General features: G+C 51.4%; 18 protein-coding genes. 10 read left to right on the top strand and 8 right to left on the bottom strand.

Annotated elements, in window-relative coordinates:
- Positions 1-411 (top strand): gamma-glutamylcyclotransferase, encoded by a 411-nt coding sequence (locus E6Q52_RS07955; RefSeq protein WP_292820861.1) that lies wholly within the window; start codon positions 1-3, stop codon positions 409-411.
- 64 nt (positions 412-475) lie between these two features.
- Here E6Q52_RS07955 and aceF read toward each other — a convergent pair whose 3' ends face one another.
- Positions 476-1819 carry a dihydrolipoyllysine-residue acetyltransferase gene (aceF, locus tag E6Q52_RS07950; RefSeq protein ID WP_292820859.1) on the bottom strand — a complete coding sequence of 448 codons (1344 nt, stop codon included), beginning with the start codon at positions 1817-1819 and terminating at the stop codon, positions 476-478.
- A 27-nt stretch (positions 1820-1846) separates the two neighbouring features.
- Complete coding sequence (aceE, locus tag E6Q52_RS07945) at positions 1847-4516, bottom strand: pyruvate dehydrogenase (acetyl-transferring), homodimeric type (RefSeq protein ID WP_292820857.1); 2670 nt, start codon at positions 4514-4516, stop codon at positions 1847-1849.
- 300 nt (positions 4517-4816) lie between these two features.
- Here aceE and E6Q52_RS07940 point away from each other — a divergent pair, with 300 nt between their 5' ends.
- Entirely contained in the window at positions 4817-6280 is a 1464-nt protein-coding gene (locus tag E6Q52_RS07940) for a leucyl aminopeptidase family protein (RefSeq protein WP_292820855.1), read from the top strand.
- Here the strand turns inward: E6Q52_RS07940 and E6Q52_RS07935 are convergent.
- The 3 genes from E6Q52_RS07935 to E6Q52_RS07925 are packed head-to-tail and all read right to left on the bottom strand — an operon-like array spanning position 6277 to position 8300.
- The gene (locus tag E6Q52_RS07935) at positions 6277-7503 is read right to left on the bottom strand and encodes an FAD/NAD(P)-binding oxidoreductase (RefSeq protein ID WP_292820853.1); all 1227 of its coding nucleotides are present in this window, start codon (positions 7501-7503) and stop codon (positions 6277-6279) included. The genes E6Q52_RS07940 and E6Q52_RS07935 overlap by 4 nt on opposite strands.
- A 42-nt stretch (positions 7504-7545) precedes the next feature.
- Positions 7546-7965: a TIGR01244 family sulfur transferase gene (locus E6Q52_RS07930; protein WP_292820851.1), complete on the bottom strand. Its 420-nt coding sequence runs from the start codon at positions 7963-7965 to the stop codon at positions 7546-7548.
- A gap of 20 nt (positions 7966-7985) precedes the next feature.
- Positions 7986-8300 carry a helix-turn-helix transcriptional regulator gene (locus E6Q52_RS07925; protein WP_292820849.1) on the bottom strand — a complete coding sequence of 105 codons (315 nt, stop codon included), beginning with the start codon at positions 8298-8300 and terminating at the stop codon, positions 7986-7988.
- A gap of 219 nt (positions 8301-8519) precedes the next feature.
- Here E6Q52_RS07925 and E6Q52_RS07920 point away from each other — a divergent pair, with 219 nt between their 5' ends.
- Together E6Q52_RS07920 and E6Q52_RS07915 are read left to right on the top strand one after the other, a co-directional pair.
- Positions 8520-9185, top strand: coding sequence for a Crp/Fnr family transcriptional regulator (locus E6Q52_RS07920; RefSeq protein WP_292820846.1), 666 nt, complete (start codon positions 8520-8522; stop codon positions 9183-9185).
- Positions 9186-9310: 125 nt separating this feature from the next.
- Positions 9311-9904, top strand: coding sequence for a glycine zipper 2TM domain-containing protein (locus E6Q52_RS07915; RefSeq protein WP_292820843.1), 594 nt, complete (start codon positions 9311-9313; stop codon positions 9902-9904).
- Positions 9905-9983: 79 nt separating this feature from the next.
- Here the strand turns inward: E6Q52_RS07915 and E6Q52_RS07910 are convergent, their stop codons facing one another.
- The 3 genes from E6Q52_RS07910 to E6Q52_RS07900 all read right to left on the bottom strand — a co-directional run bounded on the left by E6Q52_RS07910 (position 9984) and on the right by E6Q52_RS07900 (position 12096).
- Positions 9984-10529 carry a Smr/MutS family protein gene (locus tag E6Q52_RS07910; RefSeq protein WP_292820840.1) on the bottom strand — a complete coding sequence of 182 codons (546 nt, stop codon included), beginning with the start codon at positions 10527-10529 and terminating at the stop codon, positions 9984-9986.
- A gap of 60 nt (positions 10530-10589) precedes the next feature.
- Positions 10590-11540 carry a thioredoxin-disulfide reductase gene (gene trxB / locus E6Q52_RS07905; RefSeq protein ID WP_292820837.1) on the bottom strand — a complete coding sequence of 317 codons (951 nt, stop codon included), beginning with the start codon at positions 11538-11540 and terminating at the stop codon, positions 10590-10592.
- Between the two features lie 94 nt (positions 11541-11634).
- Complete coding sequence (locus tag E6Q52_RS07900; protein ID WP_194742547.1) at positions 11635-12096, bottom strand: Dps family protein; 462 nt, start codon at positions 12094-12096, stop codon at positions 11635-11637.
- Between the two features lie 110 nt (positions 12097-12206).
- Here E6Q52_RS07900 and E6Q52_RS07895 point away from each other — a divergent pair, with 110 nt between their 5' ends.
- From E6Q52_RS07895 to E6Q52_RS07870, 6 genes are all read left to right on the top strand, one after another.
- Positions 12207-14519 carry a DNA translocase FtsK gene (locus E6Q52_RS07895; RefSeq protein WP_292820832.1) on the top strand — a complete coding sequence of 771 codons (2313 nt, stop codon included), beginning with the start codon at positions 12207-12209 and terminating at the stop codon, positions 14517-14519.
- Positions 14512-15135: an outer membrane lipoprotein chaperone LolA gene (gene lolA / locus E6Q52_RS07890; protein ID WP_292820829.1), complete on the top strand. Its 624-nt coding sequence runs from the start codon at positions 14512-14514 to the stop codon at positions 15133-15135. Before E6Q52_RS07895 ends, lolA begins: the two co-directional genes overlap by 8 nt.
- 36 nt (positions 15136-15171) lie before the next feature.
- On the top strand, positions 15172-16470 hold the full coding sequence (locus E6Q52_RS07885; protein ID WP_292820825.1) for a replication-associated recombination protein A: 1299 nt from the start codon (positions 15172-15174) through the stop codon (positions 16468-16470).
- Between the two features lie 40 nt (positions 16471-16510).
- Complete coding sequence (locus E6Q52_RS07880; protein ID WP_292820822.1) at positions 16511-16873, top strand: GxxExxY protein; 363 nt, start codon at positions 16511-16513, stop codon at positions 16871-16873.
- A 38-nt stretch (positions 16874-16911) separates the two neighbouring features.
- Positions 16912-18186 (top strand): serine--tRNA ligase, encoded by a 1275-nt coding sequence (gene serS, locus E6Q52_RS07875; RefSeq protein WP_292820819.1) that lies wholly within the window; start codon positions 16912-16914, stop codon positions 18184-18186.
- 212 nt (positions 18187-18398) lie between these two features.
- Entirely contained in the window at positions 18399-20621 is a 2223-nt protein-coding gene (locus tag E6Q52_RS07870) for a peptidase domain-containing ABC transporter (protein ID WP_292820816.1), read from the top strand.
- Positions 20622-20625 lie beyond the last annotated feature (4 nt).

Below are 20625 nucleotides of genomic sequence, written 5' to 3'. Positions count from 1 at the left end.
ATGCCTGATTTGTTATTTGTTTATGGCACCTTGCGTCACGGTAATGCAAACGCGATGGCTGCTTATCTTGCTGCGCATGCCGAGTTTGTCACCGGTGGCTGGTTTCAAGGGCAGATGTATCAGATCAGCGATTATCCTGGCGTGATTGCCTCTGCTCAGCCAGGTGATCGTGTGTATGGTGAAGTCTACCGTCTCAATGATGCGCAAGCCGTACTGGCCGTGCTGGATGATTATGAGGAGTGCAGTATTCAGCATACGCAACCTGCCGAATATCACCGCGTTAAAACACACATTCTTGCCATGGATGGGCGTGTATTAGGGCCGGTGTGGATTTACTTGTATCAATGGCCGTTAGTGGGTAAGGCAAGAATCGCCACGGGAGATTTTATGCAGCAGGCACTCATGACCTAAAACTGCCAGATGATCTAAAAACACAAAGGGCGCTTGAAGCGCCCTTTGTGTTGAATCGCCCAGATTAGAGCAATAATCTTCTCACATCACTCAGCATTACGCGCAGGTGGCTGGTGAAGCGTGCGCCATCCGCACCGTCGATCACGCGGTGATCGTATGACAGTGACAACGGCATGATCAGGCGTGGGTCAAAGCCGCCGGTGTCTTTGTTATAGACTGGCTGCATGGCCGCGCGCGAGACACCTAAAATCGCCACTTCAGGACAGTTGATGATAGGCGTGAACATGGTGCCGCCGATGCCACCCAGGCTGGAAATGGTAAAGCAGCCGCCTTGCATTTCTTCTACCTTCAACTTGCGCTCGCGGGCTTTGGCAGACAGGTCAGCCAGATCGCGTGCAATGTCCATCACGTCTTTCTGGTTCACATCACGCACCACAGGCACCACCAAGCCATCTGGCGTATCGCAGGCGAAGCCGATGTTGTAATACTGCTTGAGGATCAGGCTATCGCCTTCTGGTGACAGTGAGGCATTAAAGTTAGGGTAGGTGCGCAGGGCGTTGACTACTGCTTTCATCAGGAAAGCCAGCAAGGTCAATTTCACGCCACGCTTCTCGGCTTCGGCCAACATGGACTTACGGAAGTCTTCGAGGTCGGTAATATCGGCCTCATCAAACTGCGTCACATGCGGTGCGGTGACCCAGTTGCGATGCAGGTTGGCGCCAGACAGCTTTTTGATGCGTGACAGCGGTTTGGTTTCGATACTGCCAAACTGGCTGAAATCAATCACTGGCATCGGCAAGGTGCTTAAGCCACCACCCACGCCCATGTTTTCAGAACGTGGCTTGGACAGCTCGCCCTTCACATAGGCTTGCACGTCGCTTTGTACGATACGGTTTTTCGGTCCGCTGGCTTTCACCAGTGACAAATTCACGCCCAATTCACGCGCAAACTTGCGTACAGACGGGCTGGCGTGCGCCAGTTTGCCGCTGCTGGCTACACTGCTAGCAGCCACAGGGTTAGGCGTGGCTTGCGGTTGTACTACTTGTGGCACCTCTGCGACCGGGCGTGTCGGCTCAGGAATCGCCACTGTTTTTTCGTCCACTTTGACAGTTGCGACCACAGGCGTGGCGGTTGGCTGCGGGGCTACTTTTTCTGCTGGCGCAGCTTCACCGGCGGTATCCAGTGTCAATACCAGCGCGCCTTGCTTGGTTTTATCGCCCACTTTAATGTGGATTTCTTTGACCACCCCGGCCAGTGAGGAGGGGATGTCCATAGAGGCTTTGTCAGACTCCACGGTGATCAGTGAGTCTTCTTTGGCGACGGTGTCACCAACACTGACCAAGACTTCAATGACGTCGACGCTGTCAAAGTTGCCGATATCCGGCACCAGTACTTCTTTGATAGACATATTTTGTATGTTCCTTATGTCGCGACCTTAGATCGTGGCCGGGTTGGCACGAGTAATGTCGATATTATATTTTTTAATCGCTTCCGTCGCTTTGGCCGCTGGTAATTTGCCGTCGTCAGCCAGTGCTTTTAAGGCAGCCAGAACCACGTAGTAGCGGTCGACTTCGAAGAAGCTACGCAAGGCTTCGCGTGAGTCTGAACGACCATAACCATCGGTGCCCAGGGCGACAAAGCGATTAGGCACATAGTTGTGAATCTGGTCAGCAAACGAACGCATGTAGTCAGTGGAGGCAATGACCGGACCTTCGGCTTTGGCCAGCGCTTGAGCGACATAGCTCAGTCTCGGCTTGGCTTCTGGGTTCAGCAGGTTATGACGCTCGGCATCAATGCCATCGCGGCGCAGTTCGGTAAAGCTGGTTACGCTCCATACATCAGCAGAGACGCCCCAGTCTTTTTCCAGCAACTCAGCGGCGGCAATCACTTCGCGCAGAATCACGCCGGAACCCATCAGTTGTACTTTAGGGCCTTTGGCTTTGGACTTGCTGAAGCTGTACATGCCTTTGAGGATGCCTTCAGCACTGCCTTCCGGCATCGCAGGGTGCGTGTAGTTTTCGTTCATCAGGGTGATGTAGTAATACACATCTTCCTGGTTTTGTACCATGCGGCGCATGCCTTCCTGGATGATCACGGCCAGCTCGTAAGCAAAGGTCGGGTCGTAAGACACGCAGTTTGGAATCGTCGCCGACATCAGGTGGCTATGACCATCTTCATGCTGCAAACCTTCACCGTTCAAGGTGGTTCGGCCTGCGGTCGCGCCCAGCAAGAAGCCACGTGCACGGCTGTCGCCGGCAGCCCAGGCAAAGTCACCAATCCGCTGGAAGCCGAACATGGAATAGTAAATGTAGAACGGAATCATTTGCGTGCCAGTCACGCTGTATGACGTCGCCGCCGCCAGCCAGCTGGCGAATGAACCGGCTTCGTTAATGCCTTCTTCCAGAATCTGGCCGCTTTGTGATTCTTTGTAGAACATCACCTGGTCAGAGTCTTGTGGCTCATACAACTGGCCAACAGAAGAGTAAATGCCCAATTGGCGGAACATGCCTTCCATGCCGAAGGTACGCGCTTCGTCTGGCACGATAGGCACCACGTATTTACCGACTTGCTTGTCACGCACCAAGGTAGACAAGATACGCACAAATGCCATGGTGGTAGAGATTTCACGCTCACCCGTCGCACCCAGCATGTTTTCAAATGCTGACAACTCAGGTACGGTCAGCTCGTTGCCTTTACGGCGGCGGCTAGGCACAAAACCACCCAACGCGGCACGACGCTCCATCATGTACTTGATTTCCGGGCTGTCTTCCGCCGGACGGTAGTAAGACAGGTTTTCTACTTGCTCGTCAGTCAATGGCAGGTCAAAGCGGTCACGGAAAGCCTTGAGTGACGCGATATCCATGCTCTTTTGCTGGTGGGTGGTGTTCTGGCCTTCACCCGCTTCGCCCATGCCGTAACCTTTGACGGTTTTAGCCAAAATGACGGTTGGCTGGCCTTTGTGGTTAACGGCTGCGTTATAAGCCGCAAACACTTTGTGCGGATCGTGGCCGCCACGGTTCAGGCGCCAGATGTCTGCATCAGACATCGCCGCCACCATTTCACGCAGCTCAGGATATTTGCCAAAGAAGTGCTCGCGTGTGTACGCGCCCCCTTTTTGCTTGAAGTTCTGGTATTCGCCGTCCACGCACTCTTCCATGCGCTTGCGCAGAATGCCGTCTTTGTCCATGGCGAGCAGTGGATCCCAGTAAGAACCCCAGATCACCTTGATCGCGTTCCAGCCTGCACCGCGGAAGTTTGATTCGAGCTCTTGGATGATTTTGCCGTTGCCACGTACCGGGCCATCCAGGCGCTGCAAGTTACAGTTGATAACGAAAATCAGGTTGTCCAGGCCTTCACGCGCCGCCAGTGAGATCGCGCCTTGTGATTCTGGCTCGTCCATCTCGCCGTCACCGCAGAATACCCATACCTTGCGGTCAGCCGTATCGGCAATGCCACGGTTATGCAAGTACTTGAGGAAGCGTGCCTGGTAGATACCAGCCAATGGGCCCAAACCCATAGACACGGTTGGGAACTGCCAGAAATCCGGCATCAACCATGGGTGAGGATAGCTAGATAAGCCATTGCCGCCGGTTTCCTGGCGGAAGTTGTCCATTTGCTCTTCAGAGATACGGCCTTCGAGGAAAGCACGGGCGTACACGCCTGGCGAGGAGTGACCCTGGAAGTAAATACAGTCGCCGCCAAAGCTTTCATTGGCCGCGCGGAAAAAGTGGTTAAAACCTACGTCGTACAACGTGGCCGCTGACTGGAAGCTAGCGATGTGGCCGCCAATGCCTGGTGATTTTTCGTTGGCACGCAAGACGGTCATGATCGCGTTCCAGCGGATCAGGGCACGCACACGGCGTTCCATCTCCGGGTCACCTTGCAGTTTGCCCTGCAAGTGCGTAGGGATGGTGTTCACGTAAGCGGTGGTTGCCTTATAAGGCAAATGGCCGCCGGAACGGCGGGCCTGATCAATCATTGCTTCCAGCAGGAAGTGGGCGCGTTCTGGCCCTTCGTTCTCAATGACGGCACTGAGGGCTTCTAGCCACTCTTGCGTTTCTTGCGCGTCTGTTTCATTGAGGTGTGCTTGCGAATGCGTTGCCATGCGTGAGGATTCTCCGAGTTTTAAGTCGCTATGCGTATAATCTAGCACCGAGCATCTAGCACTGAGCCATGCCGAGCGCTTAGAAAGTGTTGATGACCAAGAAGGGATTCCGAAATTGGAGACTACTTTTATGGTATCACGTTGCTGAGTTCAGGTGATGAATCTCAGTAACCTAAGTTATTAACTGTAAGTGTCTCTTTTTTGGCGCTTTTGGTCAAGTTTTGTATGAACGAATCCTGTCTAACTACAGGTATTTGCTACGTTTATTTAATATTTTATATAAGAGTGTTGTGTAACAATATGCGCATTGAGTGGTCCCAAACTTTAGAAGTCAATTCAACCTTATTATCAGCTTATGCCCGGCATATATTGGTTGTATTTGAAGAAAGATTTTCTGCTGATTTGCCTTTTGCGGATGTGCTCGCGGCAAAGTTACAGCGCGCAGGCCTGACAGTGGCCGATTTAAAAGAGAAATCTGTCACGCTGGAATTGGCTGAAGGCACGCTGGTGAGCCTTTGCCAGCTAGACGCAACCGCATCTACATTTGCCTTGGCCACGGCACTGCGTACGGCAGTCAAACCACTCTTGGCCGAGCATCCGGAACGTATCGCACTGGCAGTGTATGCCAATAAACAGGCCGCCCAGTTTGCCCGGCTGGCCGCTTACGTCACGCTGGTCAATGCGCAAGCCTTGCCAGTACTGAAACAAAAGCCTGCGAGCCAAAAGCTGCGTGAAATAGGCGTGTTTGGGGTCGCTGATATTGCCTGGGCAGAGGAGGTCACGGCGCTGGTGACGGGCAATACGGTCTGCCGCGCATTGACCATGACGCCCCCTAATATGCTGACGCCGGCGCTTTATCGACAATGCTTGCAAACCATGGCCAGTGAAAAAGGCTGGCAATATGCCGAGTGGGACACCGAAGCGCTCAGGCAATTGGGCGCGGGTGCCTTTGTCGCGGTTGCACAAGGCTCTGAGCCACAAGATGCTGCCATCGTTAAATTGTCTTACCATCATCCGCAAGCCAAAAAAACACTGGCCTTGGTGGGCAAAGGCATTTGTTTTGATACCGGCGGCCATAATTTAAAGTCCGCCAAATATATGCAGGGCATGCACCAGGATATGAACGGCAGCGCCGTGGCGGTGGGCGTATTGCAAGCCATCAGTGCACAACAATTACCGATCAATGTGGATTGCTGGCTGGCACTGGCGCAAAACCACATTGGCCCCAATGCTTACAAACAAAATGATGTGATTACGGCGCTCAATGGCATGACGATTGAAATCGTGCACACCGACGCCGAAGGTCGTATGGTGCTGGCGGATACCTTAACGCTCGCCAGCCGTGACAACCCGGATGTGATGATTGATTACGCAACATTAACAGGCAGCATGCAAACCGCGTTGGGCTCAAGGATGAGCGGCATTGTGGCGAATCAGCCTATGTTGGCGCAGCAAATGGTGGAGGCAGGCGCAGCCAGTGGTGAGCGCGTGGTGGCTTTTCCGTATGCCGAGGATTACGACAGCGAACTGGACAGTGACATTGCCGATATCAAGCAATGCACCATGGACAGCGATGCTGACCATATACTGGCAGCGCGTTTTTTAGGCAAATTTATTGAGGGCGATGTGGATTGGTGCCATGTTGATCTGTCGTCTTACAGCCATAAAGAGGGCTTAGGTGCCGTGGCCAGCGAGGTGAACGGGTTTGGTGTTGCGCTCACCTTGAAATGGCTACAGGCTTTTATGGCAGGTAAATCGCGTTAACCGCAGGCACCGCAACGCGCCAACCACTCACGGCCCTTGAGCATCAGGTGCCAGTAAACGCTTGGCAGAAGGTATTTCTTAAGCCACCAGGCAGTGCGGCGCGGCTTGGTGGAGTCCCACGGGAAGGTCGGCACGATTTTGCCGCCATAGCCAAATTCGGCCAAAATGATTTTGCCTTTTTCTACCGTGAGTGGGCAGGAACCGTAGCCATCATAGCGTGAGGGCAATGCTTGCCCGGCCCGCGCTGCCAGCAGATTTTCGGCGGCAATCACCACTTGTTTGCGTGCGGCTGCTGCTGTTTTGGCATTAGGCGTATTGGTGCAATCGCCAACGCCGAAAACATCCGGGTAGCGCACATGCTGCAAGCTGTGCTGGTCAACTTCCACCCAGCCATCTGCATTGGCTAATGAGCTTTGCTTGATAAAGTCCGGCGCCATTTGTGGTGGCACCACATGCAGCAGGTCAAAGGTTTCGCTAAAGCGGTTGACATTGCCGTCGGCATCTTTGACATTAAACCAAGCGGTTTTCCCTGGGCCATCGACCTCGACCAGGGTGCTGTTCAAATTTAAATCCACCTGATAGCGACGGATATATTGCATCAAGGGTTCTACGTACTCTTTGACACCAAATAAGGTGGGCGTCGCGCTGTAAAACGACACTTTAATATTGCCCAAACGACCTTTTCCCAGCCATTCGGCGCATGATAAGTACAAGGCTTTTTGTGGGGCGCCCGCGCATTTGATCGGCATCGGTGGTTGGGTAAACAAAGCTTTGCCTGACTGCAATTGTTGTACCAGTTGCCAGGTATAGGGCGCCAGGTCGAAGCGGTAGTTGGAGGTCACGCCGTGTTTGCCCAGTGTCTCTGGCAAGCCCTTGATACCTGCCCAGTTGAGTGTCAGGCCAGCTGCAACCACTAGTTGCTCATATTGAATCGTGCCCAGTGTATCGGTAATGACCTGTTTCTGTTGCGGCTCGAACGAGGTCGCTGCGGCTTGCAACCAGGTGATGCCAGCCGGGATGCAATTAGCCATGGCACGCATTGTTTTCTGTGCCTCAAATTCACCGGCACCGACCAGGGTCCAGGCAGGCTGGTAAAAATGCTGGTCGGATGGCTCTATGATGGCAATATTAAGTGCAGGTGCGCGTTTTTTTAAACTGGCCGCAATGGCACAACCAGCGGCACCGCCGCCGACAATCACCACATCGAAGTTGTTTTTATACATGCTGTTGATTAATTTCTAAGTTTTTATTTGTTTGGTTGTTGTTTAATCGTTAAACCAGCTTTTAACTTTATTAATTAAGCCCTCTTGTGCGGCAGGTTGGCTGCAACAGGCCGGTTTGGCACCGGCTGGCGCCTGTAAGGCCATTTGATAGGCTTGATTGGCGCGGTTGCCAGTGCGGCAAAATCCGAGTGCGGGCCCGGGATGCGCACTCAGCAATGCCTGCAATTGTTGCACATGCGCAGGTTGGATCTGGTTAGGCAGCACCGGGATATGCGCGTAAGCCATGCCCAGCGCCGCTGCTTTAGCGGCGAGGGCTGCATTAGTGGGTTGCGACTCACCACCTTCGCCATCGGGCCTGAAATTGACCACCAGCGTGATGCCTTGGGCGGCCAATGTGTCCAAATCCGCTTCGGTTAACTGGTCGCTAATACTGTAGCGTTGATCTACTGTTTTAATATCCATGCGTTTTAATGTCCCTGTGTTTAGCAAAATTCACGATGCAGCACCTGAATCACTGCTAGCGCGGCCGGGCTGCCGATGCTGTAATAAACATTTTTGCCTTCACGCCGCGTGCTGACCAGCTGTGCCTCGCGTAATACCGTTAATTGTTGCGACAGGCTGGGTTGCCTTAAATTGAGGTTGTTTTCTAACTCGCTGACTGATTTTTCACCCTGTGATAATTGACATAACAGCATCAAGCGATCTGTGTTAGCCATTGCTTTCAACAACTGGCTGGCCTGATCAGCCGAGGCTCTTAACTGCTCAAAAAGATCCACCGCAATATCCGACGTTTGCATAATACCCCTGAAATCATCATTTATTTTTATACTTGATTGATACGTTGAAATTCCATCATAAACCTGTTGTCACAGAATGTGTATGCTTTCACATGTGTTGATGGATAGATCATGAATTGAAATCAATCTATGGTAAAGTTTGTCGCATTAATTAAAAGTGTTGGCCTGTCTTGCGACGACCAGCACAATCACAATAAAAAAACATTGGGGATGATCGGGATGATGCAATCACTATCGTGGATCAGTGTGTTTCCAGAGCTTGAAGCATTGGAAGACGCTGCAAAAAAACTACTGACGCAACACGCGCGCATTGTCGAAGCGCCTGTTGGCACCATGGGCTATCGCGAAGGCGATCATTGTGGCGGCTACGTGTTAAGGCTCAAAGGCCAGTCACGCGTCTATAAAATGTCTGCCAGTGGCCGTGAAATCGTGCTTTACCGCGTTGGCGCTGGCGAAACCTGTGTGATTACTACCACTTGCCTGCTAGGCAATAGCCAATATCCGGCCTCGACCATTGTCGAGGAAGAAATCCAGGATGTGATTGTGCCGGAGGCCACCTTTCATAAACTGATGATAGATTCGCCCGTGTTCAGGCAATACGTGATGCAAAACTATGGTGCCTTGATCAGCGACCTCATTGTGTTGCTGGACGAGGTGGCTTTTCAAACGCTGGATGCGCGTTTAGCCAAATGGTTGCTCGATATGGGCAATAACACCATTCAACGCACGCATCAGCAAATTGCCGATGAATTAGGCACGGCGCGTGAAGTCATCAGTCGCCAGTTAAAGCGCCTGGAACAAAAAGGCTGGTTGACCATGGGCCGTGGCGTCATCGAAATTCAGCAGCGTGGTGAATTGCTCAAGCTGGCCAACAGCGGCCAGTAGCCTTGTATCCGCCCAGATACAAAATTTTGCCGGATTGGATACATCGGCGCGTCATCTCTCATGATTGAATGCACGTTAACGACGTAACTGCAGCAAGCAGTGTGCTTCAAGAGAGGAAAACGAGCATGCGTAAATTAATCTTATCCAGTATGGTGATGATGGTGGCGAGCCAGGCAGCATTTGCCGATGCAGAATATATTGACCGGGCCAGAGTGCTGTCGGTCGCACCGCAAGTGCAGCAAATCAACCAGCCACGCCAGGAGTGCAATACCGAATATGTGCGTGAAAGCGTGTATGAATCTAATCGATCCAATACGGGTGCGATTGTCGGTGGCGTCGCCGGTGGTTTACTAGGCAGCACCATTGGTCGCGGTAACGGCCGTATCGCCGCCGCTGCGGTGGGTGCGGGTGTTGGTGCGATTGTGGGCGACCGCGTCGGTAACCAGAATGCCTATGGCAATGAACGCGTGGTGACGCGCCCGGTTGAGCAGTGTGTGATGGTAGACCAATGGCAAACCGTGACCACCGGCTATGTGGTGAATTACGAATATCAGGGTCGCCAATATTCAACCATGATGGACCGCGACCCAGGCCCGGTGTTAGATGTGGCCGTGTCAGTCAGACCGAATGTGGTACAGATTCAACCGATGCCAGCACCTGGATATCGCCCGGCCGCGATGCGAGGTCGTGGTCCACACCAGCATCGTCAATATTGGTAATGGCTAGATTAGTAATTGCTAGATTGGTAATGGATAGTGCTTTATAAAAAAAGCGATGCTCAAATAGGCATCGCGTTTTTTATGCTTTAAGCAGCACAATCACCGCGCCGCTGCCGCCATCGGTGGCACGCGCTTGCGCATAAGCAATCACTTCATCTTTCTGCATCAGCCAGTTGCGCAGTTTGTGTTTGAGCACTGGCTCTTTATTGCGTGAGCCCAAGCCTTTGCCATGCACAATGCGTACGCAGCGCAAGCCGCGTTTTTTGCAATCGGCAATAAATTCTGAGACATATAATCTGGCTTCGTCACTAATCAGGCCGTGCAAATCGATATGCGCTTGCACCACCCAATGCCCGCGACGCAATTTACTTAACACCATAGGCGATTGGCCTTCACGTAAATACAGTAATTCTTCGCCGCTTTCGAGTTCGTGCGCTGGAATGTAATGGTCACTGAGTGAGTCAACCAGCGCCTGCTGTTCGTCCTTAATCAACTGTCGTGGAATCGGCTTGGGCTTTTTCGGCGCGTGAGAAATGCGCGTGGTTTTCACCGGGCGCGCGCCTTTCACTGCTTCATAAAACAGTGACACATCATCTTCGTCTTTGTCCGGTAGCTCTTGCGACATCGTGTGATTTTAAAATAAAAAAGCGCACCGGGGTGCGCTTCTTCATGCCCGAACTTGGATTTACTCCAGACTGGTCAAATAACGCTCAGCGTCCAAGGCAGCCATACAACCGGTGCCAGCGCTGGTCACCGCCTGGCGGTAGATATGGTCTTGCACATCACCGGCGGCAAATACACCTGGGATATTGGTTGCAGTAAAATTACCCTGACGGCCGGTGTGCGTCACGATATAACCCCCTTCCATCTCCAGTTGGCCTTCAAAAATCTGCGTATTCGGCTGGTGACCAATCGCAATAAACACGCCCTTGAGCGCAATATCTTTAGTGGTGCCAGCGTTGACGTCTTTGAGGCGCATACCGGTCACACCGGTGTTGTCACCTAAGACTTCATCCAGTGTATGGAAAGTTTCGAGGACAATTTTGCCTTCCTTGACGCGGTCCATCAATTTGTCGACCAGAATCGCTTCGGCCTTGAATTTGTCGCGGCGATGAACCAGTGTGACCTTGCTGGCAATGTTGGCAAGGTACAGTGCTTCTTCCACGGCGGTATTGCCGCCACCGATCACAGCAACTTCTTGGTTGCGATAGAAAAAACCATCACACGTAGCACAAGCTGACACGCCTTTACCAGCAAAGGCTTCTTCACTCGGCAGACCTAAATATTTGGCAGAAGCACCTGTGGCAATAATCAGGGCGTCACAGGTGTATTCGCCGTTATCACCCACTAAACGAATCGGTTTTTCTTTCAGATGCGTGGTGTGGATGTGGTCAAAAATCATCTCGGTATTAAAACGCTCGGCATGCTGTTGAAAACGCGCCATCAATTCTGGACCCATGACACCGTTGGCGTCTGCTGGCCAGTTGTCGACCTCAGTCGTGGTCATTAATTGCCCCCCTTGCGCCAGGCCGGTAATCAGCACCGGATTGAGGTTGGCACGGGCAGCATAGACCGCTGCAGTGTAACCAGCAGGGCCTGAGCCAAGAATCATTAAACGGGCATGTTTTGTTGCCATGATGAGATTTCCAGTATTTGGTGAGTTATTTTTATATAGATGGGGATGGGCACGCTGTTTTAAATGCCCATCCGGTAGAAAAACGCTGCAGGGATTACTCTAGCAAGCTGCGCAGCATCCACGCTGTTTTCTCGTGCAGTTGCAAACGTTGGGTCAGCAAGTCTGAAGTGGCTTCGTCAGAGGCTTTCTCTGCCGCCGGGAACACGCTGCGTGCGGTGCGGCAGACGGCTTCGTGGCCAGCGACCAGTTCACGAATCATGTCATTGGCTTTGGGTACATCCACGGTTTCATCAATCGAGGTCAGCTTAGAAAACTGGGCATAGGTGCCAGGCGCATAGACGCCGAGTGAGCGGATACGCTCTGCCACCAGGTCCACCGCCAGTGCGAGCTCGGTGTATTGGGTTTCAAACATCAGGTGCAAGGTGTTGAACATCGGCCCGGTGACATTCCAGTGAAAGTAATGGGTTTTGAGATACAGGGTGTATGTATCTGCCAGTAATTTTGATAAACCGTCTGCAATCTGCTGGCGGTCTTCGTTGTTGATACCAATGTCCATGGGTGTCTCCTTATTGTCGTCGAATCTATTTTAAAAGCAAGAATGACTGTCTGCAATTTGATTTTGTTATAATCATTTAAGTTCACTCTTGCAAAGAAAGAGACAACATATTGTTTTTTAATAAGAAAAAAGTTGCTAACGTCCGCCTCGAAAAAGTTTCGACGGAGAAACAGCAGCGCGATGCCAAATTACTGCGTGAAGTGTCGTGGATTGCGCTGGCGGCATTGGGTATTTTCCTGGCCGTGATTCTGGCGACTTATTCACATGAAGATCCGGGCTGGACGCACGCGATTGGCGAGCATGACACCATCCATAATGCGGGCGGAGCCGTCGGTGCCTGGGTGTCGGATATTTTTCTCTCTTTGTTCGGTTTTTCTGCCTGGTGGTTTGTGGTGCTGGCTTTTTACATGGTCTGGCTGATGTATCAGCGCCTGCACCTGGAGCCGGTTGAAAAACATGACTGGTGGCTCAACGGCGTCGGTTTCGCCTTGATGCTGCTGGCGTCAGCAGCGCTGGAGTCTGGTCATTTAGTGAGTTTTCCGGCGGATTTTCCGCTCAAACAAGGTGGTGTGATCGGCAGTGGCATTGATCATCTATTGCGCAATATGTTTGGCTTTGCTGGCTCCACCATGCTGCTGCTGGTGTTATTTGCGACAGCATTTAGCCTGTTTACCGGCTGGTCACTGATTACCATGAGCGAGCAACTAGGCGAGTGGGTGATCCAGTTTTATCAATGGAGCCAACTCAAGTACCAGGACTGGCAAGACCGAAAAGTCGGTAAGCAAGTATTGCAGGCGCGCGAAGAATTTGTCGAGGCCGAGCGTAAACGCATTGAAGATCGCAAGCCGGTAGAGATTACTGTGCCAGAGGTGGTGATAGAGCCCAGCGAGCGTGTCGTCAAAGAAAAACAGGCAGTGTTGTTCGCAGCCATTGAGCAAGAAGGGTTGCCGCCGCTACATTTGCTGGATGCGCCTAACCAATCCGTTGAGTTGCAATCTGCCGAAACGCTGGATTTCACCTCGCGTTTAATTGAACGCAAGTTGATGGATTTTGGCATTGAGATCAAAGTGGTCACTGCCCAACCAGGCCCGGTGATTACGCGTTATGAGCTGGACCCGGCACCAGGTGTCAAAGGTAGCCAGATCACCAATCTGGCCAAAGACTTGGCGCGTGCCTTGTCTGTGATCAGCGTGCGCGTGGTCGAAACCATCCCCGGCAAAAGCTATATGGGCCTAGAGATTCCTAACCCCAAACGCCAGATTGTGTCTTTATCTGAAATCATGGGTAGCCAGGCCTATGCCGATTTGAATTCTCCGTTGGCCATTGCCATGGGTAAAGATATTGCCGGCAAGCCGGTTGTGGCTGATTTGGCCAAAATGCCGCATGTGCTGGTGGCGGGTACCACTGGTTCCGGTAAATCGGTGGCGATTAACGCGCTGATTTTAAGCTTGCTGTATAAGTCAGAAGCCAGCCGCGTGCGCATGATTTTGATCGACCCGAAAATGCTGGAACTGTCTGTGTATGAAGGCATCCCGCATCTGCTGGCGCCGGTGGTGACGGATATGCGCCAGGCGGCGAATGCCTTGAACTGGTGTGTGGCCGAGATGGAGCGTCGTTATAAACTGATGTCTACCCTGGGCGTACGCAACCTGGCCGGCTATAACCAGAAGATACAGGAAGCGAAAAAGCAGGGCGTGTCGATTCCGCATCCGTTCAGCTTGACCCCGGACGAGCCGGAGCCCTTGGAAGAAATGCCATTGATCGTGGTGATGATTGATGAGTTGGCTGACTTGATGATGGTGGTCGGCAAAAAGGTAGAAGAACTGATTGCACGCCTGGCACAAAAAGCGCGCGCGTCCGGTATCCACCTGGTGCTCGCCACGCAACGTCCTTCGGTGGATGTGATTACCGGTCTGATTAAAGCCAACGTGCCGACACGCGTCGCTTTTCAGGTATCCAGCAAAATTGACTCGCGCACAATTTTAGACCAGATGGGCGCCGAAACTTTGCTCGGGCAGGGCGATATGCTCTACCTGCCGCCGGGCAGCGGTTACCCGCAGCGGATTCACGGCGCGTTCGTCAGCGATGGGGAAGTGCATAATGTGGTGAATTTCCTCAAGGCGCAGGGCGAACCAAATTACATTGAGGGCATTCTCACCAATGAGACTGAAGGTGGCGATCTGGACGCTTTGCCTGGCGGTAGTGATGCTGGCGGTGAAAAAGACCCGTTGTATGATGAAGCCGTGGCGATTGTGTTAAAAACACGTCGCGCGTCTATTTCATCGGTGCAACGTCAACTGCGCATCGGTTACAACCGCGCAGCCAGATTAATTGAGGATATGGAACGTGCCGGACTGGTCTCTGCCATGCAAAGCAATGGCAACCGCGAGGTATTAGTGAAGGCCGGAGGAGACCATGAGTAAAGTATTCACCAAAACATTGTTGGCATTATGCAGCTGGAGTGTCATGACCGCTGCCATGGCCGATGGTGTGGACGATTTGAAGCAGTTTTATCAAAGCACGCAGGCCATGCGTGCCAACTTCAAGCAAACCGTGTTTGACCAAAAAGGGCGCAAGCTGCAAGAGGTCAATGGCACTATGTTGTTGCAGCGCCCGAACAAGTTTCGCTGGGATTATCAAAAACCCTATGAGCAGCAGATCATCAGTGATGGCCGCCAGGTATTTCTGTTTGATATCGATTTGCAGCAAGTGACTGTGCGCACAGTGGATAAAGTGTTAGGGACCAGCCCGGCTGCTTTACTGGCCGGTGGGCCCAATGTCGAAGAGAGTTTTCGCCTGACCCGGTTGCTGGATTTTGAAGGCATGCAGCGCGTGCAAGCCAAGCCCAAGCAAAAAGACAGCGGCTTTCAGGTGGTGATTATTTCGTTTGACCACAGCAAACTGGCCGAAATGCGCCTGGTAGATGCCTTTGGCCAAAGCACGCATATTGTGTTTAGCAATGTTGAAGTCAATCCTGGCTTGAACAGTAACCAGTTTTTATTCTCGGTGCCTAAAGGGGTGGATGTCGTCGGCGAGTAGTCGCTTGCGCATCAAAACCAGCTATGTCCTCCCTGTTTGAACCCACAAACACCTTCTTCCGTCCCGCTCGCTGAGCAGTTAAGGCCGAAAACGCTGGATGAAGTGGTCGGCCAAACCCATTTGCTGGGCGAAGGCAAGCCGCTGCGTCGCGCCTTTGAGTCCGGCAAACTGCCTTCCATGATTTTGTGGGGGCCGCCGGGCGTGGGCAAAACTACCCTCGCGCGCCTGATTGCGCAAACAGCAGAAGCCGAGTTCGTGCCCTTATCTGCCGTTTTGTCGGGTATCAAAGATATTCGCGAAGCGGTCGAGCGCGCGGAAATGACTTTGCAGCAAACCGGACGCAACACTATTTTGTTTGTCGATGAAGTGCATCGTTTTAACAAAGGCCAGCAAGATGCTTTTTTGCCGTTTGTTGAAAGCGGTTTAATTACCTTTATCGGCGCCACGACTGAAAACCCTTCTTTTGAAGTGAATAGCGCTTTGCTCAGCCGCGCGCAGGTATTTGTGCTTAATGCCCTGACTGAGCCAGAATTGGCTGAGTTGCTTGAGCGTGCGCGGCTTAAAGTCGCGCCTGACGTGCAATTGACCGAGCCCGTGACCGAGCAAGTGCTGGCCTATGCTGATGGCGATGCCAGACGCTTGCTTAACTTTGCCGAAGGCCTGTTCTATGGCGCTCTGGCCGCCAAGATTGACAAGATCGACGAACCGTTCTTGCAATCGACCATGGCTAGCAAAATGCGCCGTTTTGACAAAGGTGGCGAAGCTTTTTACGACCAGATTTCTGCTTTGCACAAATCAGTGCGCGGCTCTAACCCGGATGCCGCACTCTATTGGCTGATGCGCATGCTGGATGGCGGTGCCGAGCCCTTATACCTGGCACGCCGGATTATCCGCATGGCCTGGGAAGATATCGGCCTGGCGGATCCACGCGCCATGCAGATCGCTAACGACGCTGCACTGACGTTTGAGCGCCTGGGCAGCCCAGAAGGCGAATTGGCGCTGGCGCAGGCCGTGATTTACCTGGCGGTGGCCGCAAAAAGTAATGCTGGCTATATGGCCTATAATCAGGCCAAGGCTTTCGTGGCGCAGGACAAGTCGCGCGCGGTACCACTGCATCTCAGAAACGCGCCAACTAAACTGATGAAAGCGCTCGATTACGGCAAAGAATACCGTTACGCACACAACGAACCTGGTGCGTATGCCGCGGGCGAGCATTACTTTCCAGATGATTTGGAACCACAACCGTTTTACCAACCCACACCACGCGGATTGGAAGGTAAAATAGGCGAAAAATTACAGCACCTCAAAGAATTAGATAGAAAAGCCAAAAAATAGTGTAGCCACAGAGGGCACAGAGTTCACAGAGAAAACCAATATGGATGATTTGACTGGTCAGATTATCGGAGCGGCGATTGAGGTACATCGTGAGCTTGGCGTCGGTTTACTTGAATGTGTATATGAAGCTGCTCTTTGTCATGAACTTGATTTGCGTGGCATTGCATACCAGCGTCAGGTAGGAGTAGATATATCGTATAAAGGTCTAGTGATACAAGGGCAGCGCCTTGATTTACTGGTGCATGGCGAAGTGATTGTAGAGTTAAAAGCGCAATTGAGACTGCCAGAGTTTGCACAAGCACAATTGATTTCATATTTAAAATCAACAGGTTTGAAGCGCGGCCTGTTGATTAATTTTGCGGAGCCTAAATTGGTCAATGGAGTAAAACGGTTTTCTCTGTGAACTCCGTGGCCTCTGTGGCTAAAATAAAGAAAGAACCCATGTTAGATATACAACAACTTAGAAATGATCTGGACAATGTAGTCGCCCGTCTGGCAGCACGTAAGTTCGTGTTCCCTGCCGAAGAGTTCAAGGCGCTGGAAGCACAACGTAAAACCATCCAGACCAACACCGAAAACCTGCAAGCCAAGCGTAATACAGCGTCCAAACAAATTGGCATCGCGAAGTCTAAAGGTGAAGATGCTAGCGCCATTTTGGCCGAAGTCGCTGGCTTGGGCGATGAGTTGAAAGCGGCAGAAGCGCAGTTGGCTGAGATTCAAGCCAGCATGCAGACACTGATGCTGAATGTGCCTAACTTGCCGCACGAAAGCGTGCCAGTTGGTCAAGATGAAACCCAGAACGTGGAAGCACGCCGCTGGGGCACGCCACGCAACTTTGACTTTGAAGTCAAAGACCATGCCGACGTCGGTGCTCCATTAGGCTTGGATTTTGATACCGGCGCCAAGCTGTCAGGCGCACGCTTTACCTTGATGAAAGGCCAGATTGCCAAATTGCATCGCGCGATTGCGCAGTTTATGCTGGATACGCAAACTGACAAGCATGGCTATACCGAGTGCTACACGCCTTATATGGTCAACCGTGAGACCCTGGTGGGTACCGGTCAATTACCCAAGTTTGAAGAAGACTTGTTCTTCACCCCGCACAATGACAGCAAACTGTATTTGATCCCTACCTCAGAAGTCACTTTGACCAATACTGTCCGTGACGAGATTGTGGCGGCGGATAGCTTACCGATTAAACTCACCGCACATACCCCTTGCTTCCGCTCAGAGGCAGGTTCTTATGGCCGTGATACCAAAGGCATGATCCGCCAGCACCAGTTTGATAAAGTCGAGATGGTGCAGATTGTGCATCCTGAGACCAGCTATCAGGCGCTGGAAGAAATGGTCGGCCACGCCGAAGCGATTTTGCAGGCGCTGGAACTCCCTTATCGCGTAGTGTCATTGTGCACAGGTGATATGGGCTTTGGCGCAGCGAAAACCTATGACCTCGAAGTCTGGTTGCCCGCGCAGAATACCTACCGTGAAATCTCTTCTGTGTCGAACTGCGAAGCATTCCAGGCGCGCCGTTTGCAAGCGCGTTTTCGCAACGCCAATGGTAAACCTGAATTGCTGCACACCCTGAATGGTTCAGGCTTGGCCGTCGGCCGTACGCTGGTGGCCGTGCTGGAGAACAACCAGAATGCCGATGGCAGCGTGACGATTCCTAAAGCCTTACAGCCTTATATGGGCGGTAAAACAGCGCTGACTGTTTAATCCATCCCTTACAGTTGTCATTAAGATGCCTTGGCTAACAACCAGGGCATTTTTATTTCTGCTTTATATGTTTTTGTCGGTTAGTTATTACGGTAAATATTTACAAGGTAATATATGTAATTAATTGATTGTTAATGTTAATAGCAATGTTTTTATTTAACATTTTTTCGTTTATGATCATGTAAAACAACTAATAAATTCAGGGTGGATGCATGAGGCTAAGCAACCAGCATTTTGTCTGGGCCATAGGTGGTTTGTGCGCGCTGCACAAGGTTCCATTTGATGCTCAATTGCTGATTCGCAGCTTTGTACCGCCTTATGATTTAACCTCCCTGCAAGCAGCATTACAGTCTTATGGATTCCAAGTTGGCCTTGAAACGTTAGACTTGCATGATATCCATCCAGCTGTATTCCCAGTTCTAACCTTTCTAAAACAATCTGCCGGCACTGACCTTTCACTCGAACAAGATGTTGAGGGGGCAGAGAAAGAGGAGTTAAGCTTAGCTATCGTTCTTAAATGCGACAAAGAACGAGTGCTTTGGATTAAGCCTGGTACTGAACAAGCAGAAACCATTGAATATTCTGCGTTTGTTGCGCAAATCACAGGCAAGATATTATTGGCCTCTAAAAGACACGATTCCAATCAAGCTACCGCAGAACTTGAAGCACAAGCTAGTTCGCAATCGCTAGCAGCAAAATCAGAAATTGCTCAACGCCCCTTTGGCTTCAAGTGGTTTATTCCAGAGTTACTCAAACACAAGACTGTATGGCGTGAGATTCTCTTAGCCTCTCTTGCTATTCAAATTGTAGCGCTAGCCACCCCTTTAGGTACTCAGGTCATTATTGATAAAGTGGTTGTTCACCACACCACAAGTACACTCATTGTGGTGGCTATTGCCCTAGGTATCTTCATGGTGTTTAACGCCATCATGAGTTGGGTGCGTCAATACTTGGTGTTGCACACGGGTAATCGTATTGATGCAGTTCTCGCCCATAAGGTATTCGGCCATCTATTGCATTTGCCCATGCGCTATTTTGAACATAGGCCAACAGGCACGTTAGTTGCTCGTTTGCATGGTGTTGAGACTATCCGTGAATTCCTGGCTGGTTCACTCATTACCCTGCTACTCGACTTCCCATTCTTAATCGTCTTTTTGGCGATTATGTTCTGGTATAGCTGGCAACTCACTCTTATCAGTCTGGCAAGTTTGACGCTGATTACGATAGTCAGCCTGGCAGTCACCCCTTTACTGCGTAAACGACTCAACGAACAGTTTTTACTAGGAGCAAGAAACCAGGCATTCCTCACTGAGTATATTTCTGGCATGGAAACGGTTAAAGCCCTGCAACTAGAGCCACAGCTGGAACACAAATACGGTGATTACCTAGCCACCTACCTCAACAGCACCTTCACCGCCAAACAACTTTCCAATAGCTACAACATCACCGCCAATACTTTAGATCAGCTCCAAACTTTGGCAATTCTGTGCGTTGGAGCATGGATTGTGATGCATACCCCCGAATTTACCATTGGAATGTTGGTCGCTTTCCAGATGTTTAGCGGAAGACTTTCTGGACCAGTGCTCAGGCTGGTCGGCATGTATCAGGAATTCCAGCAGGCAGACATTGCCGTCAAGCGCCTAGGTGATTTGATGGATGCGCCCACCGAGCCATATTCACTCATCCCAGCCAGAGCAAATAGCATCAAAGGCCAGCTAGACTTTGAGAGCATCAGCTTTAGATATTCAGAAAACCACCCCTGGTTATATCAAAAGCTGAATATCAATATCAAACCACAAAAGTGCACAGTCATCATGGGACCCAGTGGTTGCGGTAAGAGCACCTTGGCCAAATTGATGCTCGGTTTCTTGCAACCACAAGAAGGCAGCATCAAGCTGGATGGAAAAGACATTCGCTACATGAATGCCAACGAACTGCGTAATGTATTCGGTGTAGTCCCGCAAGAGACAACATTATTCTCAGGCACATTGTACGAGAACCTCACACTCGCAAACCCGCATGCTAGTTTCGAGCAGATCATTATGGCTTGCCAATTGGCTGGCATTCACGAAACGATTGAGCAGCTTCCACAAGGTTATCAAACCCCTTTGGGGGAGCATGGTACTGGATTAAGTGGCGGTCAGAAGCAACGAATAGCCATTGCACGGGCACTGCTCAGGCAACCTAACATTCTGATCTTCGATGAGGCTGTTTCAAACCTAGACCCTCAGACGGCTGAGCAGTTTGCACAAACAATTAATAAGCTCAAGGGCAAAGTGACGATTGTGTTTATTACGCATCAGCTACCAAACACGCTGAGTGTGGATGAGGTGCTGACGTTGGGGTGCGAGGCCGGCTTAAGTTCTCAAAAACAGCAATCCGTTGTATCACAGGGAGCTTCTAAAGCCCCTGTGCAAGGGCAAAACAATTCATAAGTTC

This window comes from Methylophilus sp. (assembly GCF_008015755.1).
GTDB lineage: Bacteria > Pseudomonadota > Gammaproteobacteria > Burkholderiales > Methylophilaceae > Methylophilus.
This window is presented reverse-complemented; position numbering and strand designations above follow the sequence as displayed.